The organism is Ruegeria arenilitoris (assembly GCF_013032855.1).
GTDB classification, from domain to species: domain Bacteria; phylum Pseudomonadota; class Alphaproteobacteria; order Rhodobacterales; family Rhodobacteraceae; genus Ruegeria; species Ruegeria arenilitoris.
In genome coordinates, this window is record NZ_WQDA01000001.1 from 399,264 (window position 1) to 414,768 (window position 15,505).

Here is a 15,505-nt window from a genome sequence, read left to right on the forward strand (position 1 = left end):
TGCGCGTCCGCCGGCGGGCTTGTTTCACTTGATGGACAGATGTCATCATGAAGCGGAACTATTTTCGCGGGTAAGGAAGGAGGGGTCATCGATGCCCTATCATTTCTGGCATTCGAAGTTGACCGACCCTCCCATCCACGTCCCGGCGATCGGACTGCAGTTGTTTGTCCGGATACCGCACGACACCACCGACGATAATATCTCGGTCATAGAGACAATAAATGAACCGGGGTTTGGCCCGCCTCTGCACCGTCACCCACAAACTGAGATCTTTCGCGTTTTGGACGGGCGGTATCTCTACGAGTGCGATGGAAAGCGTTTTGTTGCAGAAACAGGCGACGTCGTAACGATCCCCGGGGGCGCCGCGCACGCATTTCGCAATCTTTCCGACGGGCCAGCGCGGCAACTGGTCATGATACTGCCATCCTTCGACACGGTCGCCTTCTTCAACGGGCTGGGAGACATCATGGCAGACGGAGTTCCCGACCGGGACGTGCTGAATGCATTCTCCGAGAAATGGCAGATCGAGTTTCTGGGGCCGCCCCTGCAACTTTGATGTCAGTCCGATTTGCCTCGGGCGCCAAAGTTGGCGGCTGCGTCATGCATTCACCGGGTTTTCGCGTTTCTTTTCCGGCCAGAACTCATCCACGACCACGTAGGCTATGATGACGAACAGGGCCGCGCTTGCGACTTGCAGAACGCGAGTGATGCTTTTGACATCGGCCTCGTCCGAAAACGGTGAAATCGACCCGCCGTAGACAATCAGGACCGTCGTCAGGGCCGATCCGGCGGCGGCGGCCAGCGGGATCTGGGATTTGCCGAGCGCGCCCAGCGTCACACAGGCGAAAAAGCACAGCAGGATCGGCGTGAGAATGACCGGCGCGATGACGTTGACTTCGTAGCAGATGATGGACGCGGCTGCGCCGAGCAGGTTTGCCGTCAGCATCGCCTTGGCCACGGCTTTGCCGGCGGCAGGCATCGCAGCGAGCTGCTGGCTGAGAAGAGCCACAAAGAACAGAACCAGCAGGGCAGACGCCCCAGACACAAAAAATGCCAGGGCGAAAGGAACCGTGACAAGAGACATTCTGACGATGCGCCGATGCTTGTCAAAGTCAGCGGCGGATGCGGCTTTGCCCTGCGTGGCGTTCTGGGGGGCGGCCGGAATAAGCGTGAACATCAACGTCGATACGAAACCGGCAAACAACAGGTTCAGCGGGATCCAGAATACAAGCACTAGCGCCAGATCCGGAGATTGCAGAACGAGGTTGGGGATCATCAGCGCCCCCATCAGGGCGATGACGCCCGGCAGGACACCGGCGCCTGACACGGACCATATGAAGGACAGGATTATCCCGATCGCCACCAGTATCAGAAACACGACCGGATAGGGCGCGAAAACCGATGAGAGCAGGAAAGAAACGAACATCAACGCAATCGAGAAAACGAACAGTTTCGCAAACGCGGCCAGGGGCAACGCGGTAGGTGCCTGAAGGAAGAGCGCGGTGAACACCGCGCCAACAACCGCCAATGGCCACCCAAGGAAAAGCCCCAGAGAAAAGACGCCGGTCACACCCAGTGCAAGTCTGTAAACGGCGTGTCTGTCCTCAGTACGCATAAGAAAAGATCGAAACCAAACGAATGTATGTCCGACCGACCGCGTTCAGTATCCCGTTGTCGCTGAGGTACATGATGACATCCGCCTGACCGTTCAACTGAAACCTCAGGTCGTCTTCCGCGCTTCCGGCCTCGTAGCCCGGCAGTATGATGCGCACGGGAAACCGTTCAGGTTCGCGCAGAAAGCCTTTGGTGCTCGGCGGGCTTGCCAATTGTCCGGGTGTGTCGCCGCCACTCAGCGAGACCGCCGCGCTGAAGCTTTCGATTTTGCCCGGGATGATCTGACCGGGGTGCATATCCAGCACGACATCCACCGGAGACCCGACGGTGGCGCGCCCCAGATTGTTCTCGGTGAAATACGCCTCGATCCACACGTCCGTCGCATCAAGAAACGTCAGCAGATCCTGGCCGGACCGGGCGTATGTGCCGGGTGCAATCAACAAGTTGGATATGACGCCCGTAGCCGGCGCGCGCAGTTCGGTCCATTCCAGATTGAGCTCGGCATCGGCCAAAGCCGCCAAGGCACGTTGGATTTTGGGATTCTCATTCCCTTCGTCCCCAAGCCTTTGCTTGGCCTTCTCCAGATCTGCTTTGGCGTTTTCATAGTTCGCCTCGGACTCGGCCAGCTGGCCTCGGGCATCGTCGGCTTTCGAGATGGCAATCAGCCCTTTCTTCTCGAGCGCGAAGACCCGCTCCGTCTGAATGCGCATCGTATCCAGATCGCTCTGCGCGCGGGCCAACTTGGCTTGCGCCGCACTTACCTCGGCCGAGGATGCGCCGACCTCCTGAGTGGCCGCCTCAAGGTCGGCCTGGGCTCTGTCGCGATCAATCTCGTAGGGTCTCGGGTCGATCCGAACCAGCAGATCGCCGGCCGAGACGACCTGCCCGTTTTCTACCAATACCTCGATCACGGTTCCCGTGACCTGCGGAACGATTTGGGTCGCCACGGCCTTTACCCGTGCGTTCCCGGTGAACGGCGTCTTGCGGTCGGCAACCAGATACCAGATGAGGAAGATGAGAATGACGGCCAGTGTCGTCCAGATCGTCTTCCTCATTTTGCGGCTCCCTCGGCGGTGTCATCGGTCGCTGGTGAGGCGTCGATCCAGACCTTGAACAACTCGTAGAAGACGGCGAACAAGACCGGACCCATGAAGATGCCGATCAGGCCATAGGCCATCATCCCGCCCAGAACCCCGATGAGGATCACGAGCATCGGTGTCTCCAGGCCTTTTGAGATGAAAACCGGCCGCAGGAAGCTGTCCATTATGCTGACGGGAATGGCCAGAACGGTGAAGATCAGCGCCGCTCCGCCGGACATGGAACTCCATGCATAGATGACCAGCGGCAGAAGAACGAGGCCGGGGCCGATCTGGATGATCGAGAGAATCAGGCAGATGAACGCCAGAGTCGCGGCCGAGGATATCCCGAACAGCGCCAACAAGACCCAAACAACGACGGCCTGAATGGCGGCAACGCCGATTACACCCTTGGTGACGTTCCGGATCGTGGCCCCTGCCAGAGTGACGAATTCGCCGCCGCGTGGCGCAAATACGCGGTTGGCAAAGCGCTGAAGGCCCTGCACCAGATCCGGTCCGGGGCTGAACAGGGCGCCCATGATCAACACCGACAGGGCAAGGCCGAGAAGCCCGATTCCGATCCCCAGGACTTTGCCAAAGAGCGATTTGGTGATCTCGAGGATTTGCGCGCCGTATTTTGCAAGCGCACCATCCAAGTTCCGTTCAAACATGCCCCAGGCATCGGCAAGCTTGGCGCCGACCAGAGGCAGATCCTTCAGGCCTTCCGGTGCCGGCGGTATCTTCAACTCGCCCTTGTCAGCCTGCTCGGCGAACTCGGACCCCAGTTCCGCAGCCCCAGATACCGCCGTTGCTACCGGCCCCAATGTGAGAACCAGACCCAGTAAAACCAGGATCGTCGTTGCCAGCTTCTTCCGTCCTCCCAGCTTGGACTGAAGCCAATCGAAGGCGGGATAAAGCGCGACGCAGAGAATTGTGGCCCAGATGACGACGCTTGCAAGCGGGGCAACCATGACCAAGGCGCTGTAGAGAAACAGCCCGAGAAACAGTAACCTTATCGCAAGGTCGACAATCTTTGCGTCCTGAGTCTTTTCCATTCCATCCCCCTGGTATGTTTTTCCGTATGTTACACTCAAAAAAGCAAATATGTATATTTTTGAGCTCTTAGTGGTTTCCGGCAGTGTGGTGGTTGACTCAGCCCCCACTTTGCAAGCGGATCCTGAGGTGCAAAGCACGCTGTGGCTCACCTTGCCAGAGCCTATTTTTTCGGAGTCTCATCCTCCTGGGACAGGATCGTGTCGGCCACGGTCGTGGCGGCGGTGACGAAGATACCCAGACCCACGATTATGTACGCCATCGTAAAGATCTTGCCCGCAGCGGTTTCAGGAGAAAAGTCGCCAAAACCCACGGTCGAGATCGTCACTACGGAAAAATAGATAGAGTCCAACCAACTCCACCCCTCGACAAAATGGTAGAACACGGACGCCCAAAGGATCATTCCGACGGTGAAGGCGAGTATGCCCTTCACTCTGCCGTCCTTGAATGCGACACCTATCCCACGCGTTATTCTGGTTAGTGAATTCATCATGCCCTCATTCGCAAAAGAATTCACATATAGCAGTAAATGGATGATTGTGTGAATCCAAAGGGTGAGTTGGCCCGGGCAACGGCAATCTCGTGGCCTCAGAAGGCGCGCGAAACATGTATTCCATTAACATGATGGATAAATGCTCTAGGGTAATCACATGCTGAATCGGGACGCTGAGGGGAAACGTGCGAATAATTGTCAAAGGTGTCTTGATCTGTTGCGCGGTCGCGCTTGTGGTTTTTGCCGCGGCTTGGCTGTTTCTGTCTTCCGCTTTGTTCTCGTCGGTGCGGACCAGTTTCGTTGAGAACCTGATCTCAAGGAAGCTGGGTCAGCAGGTCTTGATTGAGGATGAGGTGCGTTTGGGCCTTGGTCGTCAGTTGCAGGTATCAGCAGCTGGACTGGTATTGCCCGCCACACCCAAGGCCGAGGCGGATCTGGCAGCGATTGATCAGATCGAGTTCGACGTATCTGCACGGGACCTGTGGAACAGCAAGCTGTCGGTGAGCAATCTTTCAGTGTCGGGGGTTCATCTGAACCTGATCACAGACGAAGAAGGCGTGACCAACTGGCAGTTCTTTTCGCGCACCGGGGCCGAAACCGACAAGGCTTCGGAACGTCCGGCCCAGCCTTTGGCCGGAATTCTGACGGATCGCACGATCGACCTGAAAGATGTCACCGTACTCTATCAGAACGACCTGAATGGCATTGGACTGGACTTGCAGCTTCCAGAACTGGTTTTGCAGCGCGATGCCGAAACCGATGTTGCCTCGGCGGTCGGAACGGGGTCGCTCAACGGTCAGAGTTTTGACTTGAAGGGCACGTTCCCGCCCCAGGACCCGTTCCAAGTGGCATGGAACTTTGATCAGATTTCGGTCGAAGCCCAACAGATTCCTGTGGAGACTGGCCTTCAGGTCAAGGCGACCCTCGAGGTCGATCAGTTGGGTCAACTGCTCGATGTCTTGAAACTCAACCGCGTGTTGGAGGGTTCGGGCAATGTTGGTGCAACATTCAAACTGGCAGACGGCGTCGCACGGGTTGATGACCTGTCTGTTCTGGCCGAGCTGGATGGTGGCCAAAGCCTTTCCGTCACCGGACAAATCGGGAAATTGGGCAATCCGGAAGATGTTTCTCTGACGACCCGCATTCGCCTGTATCCTGAGGATGCCGAGCCGGCTCCGGCTGCCTCGCGGTATGACCTCAAGCTTATTGCTGTGGATATGGTCATCGACAGTGTCTCGGGACAGGTCCCGCAACGGCAGATGGTCATCAAGACGAACGGTTTCACGCTGGACACCTCTGGTGAGGGCCCGCCGCCGATCAAATTCTCCGAGCTTGCCAGAACGCCCGAAGGTGCCCTGAGCGTGGGCAACATCAATTTGAGGATCGGAAACCCCGCCGATCCGTTTATCATTCTGACCGGTTCGGTCGAGGATGCGTTGCAGTTGCAGGGCGTATCCGCCGAGGGTTTGATTGATATTCCGGCAAGCAGTCTGATCTCGCCCGAACTGCTGGGCCCCGATGACCAGCTGGGCAGGTTTTCGGGAGACTTTCATTTGAACGGAAACATCGAACAGCTTGCTTTGACCAATCTGGATGGTCAGACAAGCGAAACCGAGGTCTGGAGCCTGGAGGTGCACGGATCCGTAGAAAATGTCCTCAAGTTCGAGAATCTGGATCTGGCAATCGACGTGGATGTTCCGTCGGGCGCAGATCTTCTGAAGGCCTTGTCGCTGGAGCCGGTGGACACCGGTCGGGCCCATCTTGAAATCGACCTGGTAAGTGAAGGCACCGATTGGAATGCCAACGCCAATGTCGAGGTTTCCGAGTCGGTCTTGAAAATCGCGGCGGATCTTGATGACGCAACAAGCGATCCCGTGCTGCAGGGGTCGATCGAGAGCGATCTGATAAAAATCGATCAAATCCGGACCATCGTTCAGGCGGCCGCCCAACTGCGCAAGATAGGTGGTTCACCGCCGGAGCAGGAAGATGCCGAGCAAGGCGACGGTGACACAGGTCCGTTGAGGGATGTGACCCTCAAACCCATCGGGCGGGCCATTTTGCTGTCGGGTGTGAATGTAGATGTCGACATAGACCTGCGTCACATTGAGGGTGCAAAGGGCATCAGCAGCCTGCAGAGCGAACTGACTCTGGACGAAAACGAGCTACGGGCCGGACCTCTGAAGTTTGAATACGGAGGTGGTCATTTCGACGTCAGCGGGCAAATGGATCTTTCGAATGAGGCACATCTGCTGACCCTGACCGGAAAGGCGGGCGGATGGCAGTTGGATGACCTTCTGCAAAACCTGAACTTCAAGAAAGGCGCCAGCGGCACGGTGTACGCAGATTTCTCGGTTACGGGGGGCACGGATACCGTCAAGCAATTCGTCGGCAGCATGAGTGGCAATGCCACGGTTTCCATGCGTGACGGTTCGATCGAAACCCAGCTTCTGGATCTGGCCGGGCTGGGTATTCTTCCGTGGGTATTTACCAAGGAAAAACAGAAAGTGGCGCCAATCGTGTGCCTGCGCGCGCCGATCAGCATTTCCAACGGAAAAATTGAGACGAAACAGACGACGCTGGAAACAGATCATGTTCAGGTCGTTGTCTTTGGCGCTGTCGACCTGACGGACAAGGTGTTGGACCTGAACATCCAGCCAAGAAAGATTGGCGAGCCACTTGCGCGCAGCCCGTGGCCAGTGACACTGAGGGGAGCGCTCGCTGAGCCCAAGGTCAAAGTCAAGGATGGTCCGAAAAGGCTGAAGCGGTCGGATGGTGCAGACCAGATGCCGGCACAAAGAAAGCTCTGCATCCCGGATATCCTGCAGTTGCAGTAGCGGCGGTTTGCCAAGCGGCCACGGCCCTGCCTGTGTTCGGCAAGGCCGGCCAAGCCTGTCGGACGCGGATCACCCCTTTTTCATGCTGCGCAGCATCTGCCCCATCATCTGGCCGAACTGACCCGAGCCGCGCTGATACAGCGCCCCGTCCACGGCCAGAACCGTACCGCTGACATAGCTGGCCATGTCCGAGGCCAGGAACAGACAGGCGTTGGCTACGTCCTGAGGCGTGCCCCAGCGGCCCAGCGGCACGTCTCGGCGCAGCTGCTCGCCCGCGTCGGGGGTGGGGGCCAGACGCTTGGCGCCCTCGGTGCCCTCGATGAAACCCGGCACCACCGAGTTCACCCGGATGCCTTCCACGCCCCATTCCATCGACAGGGTGCGGGTGATCTGATCGACACCCGCCTTGGCCGCGCAGACATGGGCCTGGCCCTCGTAGGGCAGGTAAGATTGCGGGGCCGAAATGTTGATGATGTTGCCGCCGGGCCGTTTCAGATAGGGATAGGCGCCTTTCAGCACATGCACAGTACCCATCAGGTCGATCTCGACCACGGTGCGGAAAGCGTTGACCGACATCTCCGCCATCAGCGCCGGGAAGTTGCCCGCCGCCCCCGAAACCAGCACGTCGAAATCACCGAGTTTCGCGTGGAACTGTTCCAGCCCCGCCGCGACCGCTTCGGCGTCGCGCACGTCGAAGGCCGCGCCGATGGCCTCGGCCGCGCCGGCCGCCTTCAGCGCGGCGATGGTGTCGTCCACCTTCTCCTGCGAGCGGCTGGCCACGGCCAGTTTGGCGCCCGAGGCCGCGAAGGCCTCGGCGATGCCCCGATTGATACCGCTGGTCCCGCCGATGACGATGACCGTCTTTCCTGCAAAGTCCATGTAGAGCCTCCCGCTTTGGAAGGGGCCCTACTCGCCGTAGGGCACCCAGATGTTCTTGATATCGGTCGCAGCCTGCAGGAAGCGGCGGGTGTGGTCCATGCCCCAATCGATTGCCGTCGCGTTATTGACCCAGGTCCGTTTCAGGTTCCCGGCCGAGACGACCTCGATCTTCGCTGACAGGTCCGACGACGAGAAGGACCAAACCGCATCCACGTTCAGATGCGAGGCCAGCGGTTTGGCCAGTTCCTCATGACTGCCGGTCAGGATGTTGACCACGCCTGCGGGCACGTCCGAGGTGTCCAGTACCTGATAGAAATCGGTGGCCGCCAGCGGATAGGGCTCGGACGCCACCAGAACCACCCGGTTGCCCATCGCGATCGCCGGGGCCATGGCCGAGACCAGACCCAGCAGCGGCGCCTCGTCGGCACAAAGCGCGCCGATCACGCCCACCGGTTCCTTCATCGCAATCGCCACGCCCCGGATCGGAACGCCATGCACCTGGCCGTCATACTTGTCGGCCCAGGCGGCTGCGGTGAACAGGCGCTGGATTGCGGCGTCGACCTCTTTCGCGCCGTCCTTGCGGCCGGTCATCGCGTCGATGCGATGCGCGAACTCGTCGGCGCGGGCCGAGAGGTTCTCGCCGATGTAATACAGAATCTGCGCCCGCAGATGGCCGGTGGTCTTGGACCAGCCCGCCGCCCCCGCCGCAGCCTCGACCGCGTTGCGCACGTCCTTGCGGTTGGCCAGACCCACATGGCCCAGCAGCCCCGCCTTGCCCCAGACCGCGCGGGAATAGCCGCCATCGGGCCGCGCCTGCTTGCCGCCGACATACAGTTTGGCCGTGCGGTCGACCGAATCGACCGGGCCGCCTTCGCCCACAATAGGTTCGATCTTGGCCAGCGGCTTGGCTTTGCCCTTGGGCTTGGTATAGGCGCTCAGCCCTTCCCAGCCGCCTTCGCGGCCAAAACCGCTTTCGCGCACGCCGCCAAAGCCCGCGGCCGCGTCGAACAGGTTGGTGGCATTGACCCAGACCACGCCCGCGACCAGCTTGGGCGCGATGTCCAGCGCGAGGTTGACGTTCTCGGTCCAGACCGTGGCCGCCAGTCCGTAACGGGTGTTGTTGGCCAGCTCGACCGCCTCGGCCGGGGTGCGGAAGGTTGATGAGACCAGAACCGGACCGAATATCTCCTCCTGCATCAGCGGGTCCGAGGTCTCGAGTCCGGTGATCAGCGTTGGCGGGTAGTAGCAGCCGTTCGCGGGCAACTCACAGGCGGGTTGGTAAACCTGGCCTACCGCGTTGCCCTCGACCATCGACTTGATGGTCTGCAGCTGCACCGGGTCCACCACGGCGCCCACGTCGATGCATTTGTCCAGCGGGTTGCCGATGCGCAGCGTGTCCATGCGGGCGCGCAGCTTGGCATAGAACCGCTCGGCGATGCCCTCCTGCACCAGCAGGCGCGAGCCCGCGCAGCAGACCTGGCCCTGGTTGAACCAGATCGCATCGACCAGACCTTCGATGGCACAGTCGACATCGGCGTCGTCAAAGACGATATAGGGCGACTTGCCGCCCAGCTCGAGCGTCAGGGACTTGCCCGACCCGGCGGTGGCCTCGCGGATGCGGCGCCCCACGATCGTCGAGCCGGTAAAGGCGATCTTGTCCACGTCTGCCTTCACGATCATCTCGCCCACCGCGCCGTCGCCGGTGACGATGTTGACCACGCCTTTGGGCAGACCGGCCTGCATGCAGATATCGGCAAACAGCAGCGCCGTCAGCGATGTGTATTCGGCGGGCTTCAGAACCACCGTGTTGCCCATGGCCAGCGCCGGGGCCACCTTCCACGCCAGCATCAGCAGCGGGAAGTTCCACGGGATGATCTGGCCGCAGACCCCCAGCGCCTGTGCGTCGGGCAGCTCGGTTTCCATCAGCTGGGCCATACCCGCGTGATAGTAGAAATGCCGCTGCACCAGTGGAATGTCGATGTCGCGCGATTCCCGGATCGGCTTGCCGTTGTCGAGCGTCTCCAGCACCGCGAACAGGCGGGCGTGTTTCTGGATCAGCCGCGCGATTGCATATAGGTATCGGGCGCGGGCGGGGCCGCCCAGCTTTTCCCATTTGGGTTGCGCCTTGCGAGCGGCGGCGACGGCGGCGTCCACATCGGCCTGCGTGGCCTGGGTCAGCTTGGCCAGAACCTCGCCGGTGGCCGGGTTGCGGCTTTCAAATCCTTTGCCGGGCTTGGTAAAGGCGCCGTCGATGAAATGGCCGAACTTGTCGCCCTGATCGACCAGCCATGCCAGGGCCTCGGCGGCACTTTCCGGGGCGGGTCCGTATTCCATGGTCGCGAAAATCTCTTTGACTGTCATTGTTCCTGTCCTCAGCCCATCGGGTGCCGGTAACCGGCCGAGTATGCCCCGGTGACGAAATGTTCCAACTGCCGCTCGATATCGCCCAGCAGCGACGACGCGCCGAACCGGAACAGGTCGGGTTGCAGCCAGCGGTCGCCCAGCTCGTCCTTGATCAGCGACAGGTAGACCAGCGCATCCTTGGCCTTGGAAATCCCGCCCGCGGGTTTGTAGCCCACGCGATAGCCGGTACGGTCATAATAGTCGCGGATGGCGCGGATCATCACCAGCGACACGGGCAGGGTGGCGTTGACGCTTTCCTTGCCGGTCGAGGTCTTGATGAAATCCGCCCCCGCCATCATGCAGACCAGCGAGGCGCGCGCCACGTTGCGCAGGCTGCCCAGCTCGCCGGTGGCGAGGATGGCCTTTACATGCGCCTCGCCGCAGGCTGCGCGGAACGCCTTCATCTCGTCATACAGCGCCTGCCAGTTGCCCTGCAGCACATGGCGGCGCGAGATCACGATGTCGATCTCCTCGGCCCCCGCCTTCACGCTCTCCTCAATCTCGGCCACGCGCAGGTGGAAGGGCGACAGGCCCGCCGGAAAGCCGGTGGACACGGCGGCGACCGGAATGCCGGTGCCTTTCAGCGCATCCACCGCCGTTTCGATCATGTCGTGATAGACACAGACCGCGCCGGTGGTGATCGGCGGCATGTCCAGCGCCCTCAGCAGGGCGGGGGACACCGGCTGCCGTGCCTTGGCGCACAGGCGGCGCACGCGGCCCTCGGTGTCATCGCCGGACAGGGTGGTCAGGTCGATCATGGTGATCGCCTTCAGCAGCCAGGCGGCCTGATGCTCTTTCTTGACCGACCGGCGCCCGGGCAGGGTCGCGGCCCGGCGCTCGATGGCCGAGGTGTTGGCCTGCACGGCGCGCACCCAGTCCAGGTCCAGATTCATGCCGGGGTTTCGGGGCTCGGTCACTTGCGGCAGATGCGCGGTGCGCACGGGGCTTTCTGAGCTCTGCGTATCCATTGTCACGTCCTTTGGGAGGTTTGCGCCAAAATCGCACGGGAAACGGCCAAAGGAAAGGCAAACCGGGCGCCTTAGGCCACTTTTTTGACCAAATGGACAAATTCAGCTTTTTCTTGCGAGTAATTCGCAACACGGTTGACTTAGTTGCGAATGGTTCGCATATTCATTCTTAACTGGTACTCGGAACGAGGTCACATATGATTCGCCGCAGTTTTCTTTTTGCCCTTGCTCTTGGTGCCGCGCTGCCCTTGGCGGCGTGGGCCGAGGCGCCGCTGAAGGTCGTGGCGACGACCGGAATGATTGCGGACGCCGTGCAGCAGGTCGGCGGTGATCAGGTCGAGGTCAAAGGGCTGATGGGTCCCGGTGTCGACCCGCACGGCTATCGCCAGACCCGCAGCGATATCGTTGCCGCGACAAGGGCCGATCTGGTCTTGTGGCACGGCTTGTATCTTGAGGCGCAGATGGAAGACTTCTTCCACGACCTCGGGCGCAAACGCAAAGTCGTTGCCGTGGCGGATGCCATCGACAAGCAGAAACTGCGTGCGCATGCCGACTATGCCGACAAATACGATCCACATGTGTGGATGAGCCCGGTCTTGTGGAAGGATGTCGTCGTCGAGGTGCAAAAGGCGCTGACCGACGTGCGGCCAGACTCCGCCGCTTATTTCGCCGCCAACGCCCAGCGTTTTCTGGCTGGAATCGACCAGTTGGACGCTTATGGGAAAAAGGTGCTGACCCAGGTACCCGAAGACAACCGGGTGCTGGTCACTGCCCATGACGCCTTTGCCTATTTCGGCGAGGAATTCGGGTTCGAAGTGTTGGGGATACAGGGTATCTCGACCCAGTCCGAGGCGGGGCTGAACCGGATCGGAGAATTGGTCAACACTTTGGTCGCGCGCAACCTGACTGCCGTCTTCGTCGAAAGCTCGGTCTCGGATCGGTCGATGCGGGCGTTGATCGAGGGTGCGGCGGCGAAGGGTCATACCGTCTCGGTCGGGGGTGAGTTGTATTCGGACGCCATGGGCGAGCCGGGCACCTACGAGGGCACCTATATCGGGATGCTGGATCACAACATCACGGTCATTGCACGGGGCCTGGGTGCGGATGTGCCCGAACGCGGCATGTCCGGCAAGCTGTCGGCGGGGTTCTGACCATGTTGGAGCTTGCGGCTGGCAAATCGTCATCAAGCGGGGACCTGACGGTGCATGACAGCCCGCTTGTGATCCGGGGGATGACGGTATCCTACGGTCAGAAACCGGCCATTTTCTCGGTAGACATGACGGTGCAACCCGGAGCCATGACGGCCATCATCGGACCGAACGGCGCTGGCAAATCGACGCTGCTCAAGGCGGCGCTGGGTATCGTCAAGCCGCTGTCGGGCCAGGTGCTGGTGTTCGGCAAGGCGTTGGACCGGCAGCGGGCCCGAATCGCCTATGTGCCGCAGCGCGCCAGCGTCGATTGGGATTTCCCGACGCGGGTCATCGACGTGGTCCTGATGGGCCTGTCGCGGGAACTGGGCTTGCTGGGCCGGGTCCGGATGCGACACATGGCCCACGCGATGGAGTGCCTGCATCGGGTCGGGATGCATGAGTTTGCGGACCGCCAGATCGGCCAGCTTTCGGGTGGTCAGCAGCAACGGGTGTTCCTCGCGCGCGCACTTGCTCAGGATGCCGATCTGTACCTGCTGGATGAACCGTTTGCCGGGGTCGATGCCGCCACCGAAAAAGCCATCATCTCGGTCCTCAAATCCCTTAAGGAAGCCGGCAAGACGGTGGTCGTGGTCCACCATGACCTTGCCACGGTCACGGATTATTTCGACCACGTGTTCCTGATCAATACCCGCAAGGTCGCTGAGGGCCCGGTCGAGCAGGCCTTTACCGCCGAGACTCTTCAGGCCGCGTACGGGGGGCGGCTTGCCACCGCCCAGATCGACCAGATCTCGGGCACTGCGGGCTGACACATGCTGTGGGACGCTCTGACCCTGCAATTGGGGTACAACGCCACCTTGGTTGCCATCGGCGCCACGCTGCTTGGGTTTTCGGCCGGCGTGACGGGCACCTTCCTGTTTCTGCGCAAGCGGGCGCTGGTCAGTGACGCCATCAGCCACGCGACCCTTCCGGGCGTCTGCATCGCCTTTATGGTTTTGGTGGCGCTGGGCGGAACCGGGCGAAACCTGATCGGATTGCTGTCCGGCTCCGCGATTTCGGCCGCCGTGGGTCTGTTGTGCATGAACTGGCTGATCCGCCGCACCCGTCTGGCCGAGGACGCGGCGATCGGGGCGGTCCTGTCGGTCTTCTTCGGCTTTGGTATCGTTCTGCTGACAATCATCCAGACCATGGGGGTGGGCCGACAGGCCGGGCTTGAGGGGTTCTTGCTGGGCTCGACGGCCGGGATGCTGTGGTCCGACGCTCTGATCATCGCGATCGGCGGCGCTGCAACGCTGCTGCTCGTCATGATCATCCGCCGCCCCATGATGATGGTGGCGTTCGATTCCGAATATGCGGCCGCCTTGGGGCTGCCAGTGCATCGCATCGACCTTGCGATGATGGGGCTTGTCATGGCGGTCACGGTTGTCGGGCTGAAGATCGTCGGATTGATCCTGATCGTGGCTTTGCTGATCATACCCGCCGTCACGGCGCGGTTCTGGTCGGACCGGTCCGACCATGTGGTGCTGTTGTCGGGGGTCATTGGTGGGTTGTCGGGCTATCTGGGTGCGGCGGTGTCCGCCTCGGCGCCCAACTTGCCGACCGGACCGATCATCGTCCTGTTCAGCTTTGGCTTTTTTGTCCTATCGCTGTTTCTGGCTCCGGTGCGCGGCGTATTGGCCGCGATCGTGCGGCATCTACGGTTCCAGCGGCGGGTTCACATCCGACAGGGGTTGCTGGCGCTTGCTCAAGGCCAGAACATCTATGAACCCTACACATTGCGCCTGCTGCGTCAGGCCGGACTTGCCCGGCCCGACGGGGTGGCTACGGATGCCGGCAGAGCGCAGGCGGCCAAGGCGCTGCGCGACGAGAAACGCTGGGAAATCGTACGCGCCGACAATGCGCACGAGGCAGCCGCCGCCCTGTATGACGGGTTGCGCGACATCGAAACGGTTCTGACCCGTGACCAGATCGACGACATCGACCGCCGCATTGGCGGACCACGGGAGGTTCGCCCATGAGCGGTGAAGAATTCGTTCCCCTGTCCCTGACGCCGCTGTTGATCGGGACCTTCGCGGCCATCGCCTGCGCATTGCCCGGAAACTTCCTTGTGCTCCGCAAACAGGCACTGATCGGCGACGCCATCAGCCATGTGGTTCTGCCCGGAATCGTCGTGGCCTTTCTTGTCACCGGCGCGATCTCGACCTGGCCGATGATGCTGGGCGCCGCGGGCGCGGCGGTTGTCGCCGTTGTGCTGATCGAGACCATCCGGAGGCTGGGCCAGATCGAACCGGGCGCTGCAATGGGCGTCGTGTTCACCACCATGTTCGCCGGAGGGGTGCTGTTGTTGGAGCAGACCGACACTTCGAGCGTTCATCTGGATGTCGAACACGCACTCTATGGCAGCCTGGAAAGCCTGATCTGGCTTGACGCGACTGGCTGGTCCTCGCTGCTGGATCCGGTCGCGCTGGCCGGCCTGCCACCCGAGCTTGCTCGGATCGCCCTGACCCTGGTGGGTGTCAGCCTGTTCGTCTGGCTGTTCTGGCGGCCGCTCAAGATCTCGACCTTCGACGAAGGCTTTGCCCGGACGATCGGAATTCGAACCGGGGCGCTGGGAATGGCGCTGGTGATTTCGGCGGCGATTGCAGCCGTGGCCGCGTTTGATGCCGTCGGCTCGATCATCGTGATCGCGATGTTCATCTGCCCGCCGGCCGCCGCCCGGATGATGACCGACCGGCTTGAGACCCAGATTGCCTGGAGTGTTGTCTTCGCCATCCTATCCGCCGTGTCCGGCTATATCCTGGCTGGATATGGCCCGCTGTGGTTGGGCGGGTCGGACTCCGTCAGTGCGGCCGGGATGATTGCCACCATGTCCGGCCTGATTCTGGCTTTCGCGGCCGTGTTTGGCCCCTGCCGGATGCGCGCAGCAGCGCCGGGTCCGGGCTGATCCGGCGTGTTCCCGCCGCCCGGTCCGGTCGGTGATCGGCCAAACTTTGCCCACCAAACGGGGCAAGCGAACCTTAAGCAGATTTGTCCAACG

The 15,505-nt window shown here is 61.2% G+C and carries 13 protein-coding genes and 1 pseudogene; 7 read left to right on the forward strand and 7 right to left on the reverse strand.

What is annotated here, in order from left to right:
- Positions 1-91: 91 nt before the first annotated feature.
- Together GOW72_RS19110 and GOW72_RS18920 are read left to right on the forward strand one after the other, a co-directional pair.
- Positions 92-406: pseudogene (locus tag GOW72_RS19110) on the forward strand (cupin domain-containing protein); the annotation flags it as partial.
- Between the two features lie 6 nt (positions 407-412).
- Positions 413-556: a hypothetical protein gene (locus GOW72_RS18920; protein ID WP_244952302.1), complete on the forward strand. Its 144-nt coding sequence runs from the start codon at positions 413-415 to the stop codon at positions 554-556.
- 42 nt (positions 557-598) lie between these two features.
- On the opposite strand, the gene GOW72_RS01900 is transcribed toward GOW72_RS18920, so the two are convergent.
- The 4 genes from GOW72_RS01900 to GOW72_RS01915 form a co-directional block, all read right to left on the reverse strand.
- Positions 599-1,615: a DUF2955 domain-containing protein gene (locus tag GOW72_RS01900; RefSeq protein WP_217353470.1), complete on the reverse strand. Its 1,017-nt coding sequence runs from the start codon at positions 1,613-1,615 to the stop codon at positions 599-601.
- Complete coding sequence (locus GOW72_RS01905) at positions 1,605-2,669, reverse strand: HlyD family secretion protein (protein WP_170364749.1); 1,065 nt, start codon at positions 2,667-2,669, stop codon at positions 1,605-1,607. Before GOW72_RS01905 ends, GOW72_RS01900 begins: the two co-directional genes overlap by 11 nt.
- Positions 2,666-3,745, reverse strand: coding sequence for an AI-2E family transporter (locus tag GOW72_RS01910; protein ID WP_170341131.1), 1,080 nt, complete (start codon positions 3,743-3,745; stop codon positions 2,666-2,668). Before GOW72_RS01910 ends, GOW72_RS01905 begins: the two co-directional genes overlap by 4 nt.
- Positions 3,746-3,906: 161 nt before the next feature.
- Complete coding sequence (locus tag GOW72_RS01915; protein WP_342355333.1) at positions 3,907-4,176, reverse strand: potassium channel family protein; 270 nt, start codon at positions 4,174-4,176, stop codon at positions 3,907-3,909.
- A 245-nt stretch (positions 4,177-4,421) separates the two neighbouring features.
- Between GOW72_RS01915 and GOW72_RS19080 the strand changes: the two genes are divergently transcribed.
- Positions 4,422-7,070: an AsmA family protein gene (locus GOW72_RS19080; protein ID WP_170364753.1), complete on the forward strand. Its 2,649-nt coding sequence runs from the start codon at positions 4,422-4,424 to the stop codon at positions 7,068-7,070.
- 69 nt (positions 7,071-7,139) lie between these two features.
- On the opposite strand, the gene GOW72_RS01925 is transcribed toward GOW72_RS19080, so the two are convergent.
- From GOW72_RS01925 to deoC, 3 genes are read right to left on the reverse strand one after another with little or no spacing between them, the layout of a single operon-like run.
- The gene (locus GOW72_RS01925) at positions 7,140-7,949 is read right to left on the reverse strand and encodes an SDR family oxidoreductase (protein ID WP_170364152.1); all 810 of its coding nucleotides are present in this window, start codon (positions 7,947-7,949) and stop codon (positions 7,140-7,142) included.
- A gap of 27 nt (positions 7,950-7,976) precedes the next feature.
- On the reverse strand, positions 7,977-10,310 hold the full coding sequence (locus GOW72_RS01930) for an aldehyde dehydrogenase family protein (protein WP_170364756.1): 2,334 nt from the start codon (positions 10,308-10,310) through the stop codon (positions 7,977-7,979).
- A gap of 11 nt (positions 10,311-10,321) precedes the next feature.
- Positions 10,322-11,320 carry a deoxyribose-phosphate aldolase gene (gene deoC / locus GOW72_RS01935; RefSeq protein WP_170364757.1) on the reverse strand — a complete coding sequence of 333 codons (999 nt, stop codon included), beginning with the start codon at positions 11,318-11,320 and terminating at the stop codon, positions 10,322-10,324.
- A 197-nt stretch (positions 11,321-11,517) separates the two neighbouring features.
- On the opposite strand from deoC, the gene GOW72_RS01940 reads away from it, so the two are divergent.
- The 4 genes from GOW72_RS01940 to GOW72_RS01955 are packed head-to-tail and all read left to right on the forward strand — an operon-like array spanning position 11,518 to position 15,412.
- Complete coding sequence (locus GOW72_RS01940; RefSeq protein ID WP_170364759.1) at positions 11,518-12,471, forward strand: metal ABC transporter solute-binding protein, Zn/Mn family; 954 nt, start codon at positions 11,518-11,520, stop codon at positions 12,469-12,471.
- 2 nt (positions 12,472-12,473) lie between these two features.
- Positions 12,474-13,277 carry a metal ABC transporter ATP-binding protein gene (locus GOW72_RS01945; RefSeq protein ID WP_170364762.1) on the forward strand — a complete coding sequence of 268 codons (804 nt, stop codon included), beginning with the start codon at positions 12,474-12,476 and terminating at the stop codon, positions 13,275-13,277.
- 3 nt (positions 13,278-13,280) lie between these two features.
- On the forward strand, positions 13,281-14,486 hold the full coding sequence (locus tag GOW72_RS01950) for a metal ABC transporter permease (RefSeq protein ID WP_170364764.1): 1,206 nt from the start codon (positions 13,281-13,283) through the stop codon (positions 14,484-14,486).
- Positions 14,483-15,412 carry a metal ABC transporter permease gene (locus GOW72_RS01955; protein WP_170364766.1) on the forward strand — a complete coding sequence of 310 codons (930 nt, stop codon included), beginning with the start codon at positions 14,483-14,485 and terminating at the stop codon, positions 15,410-15,412. The genes GOW72_RS01950 and GOW72_RS01955 overlap by 4 nt, the downstream gene beginning before the upstream one ends.
- Positions 15,413-15,505: the final 93 nt, after the last annotated feature.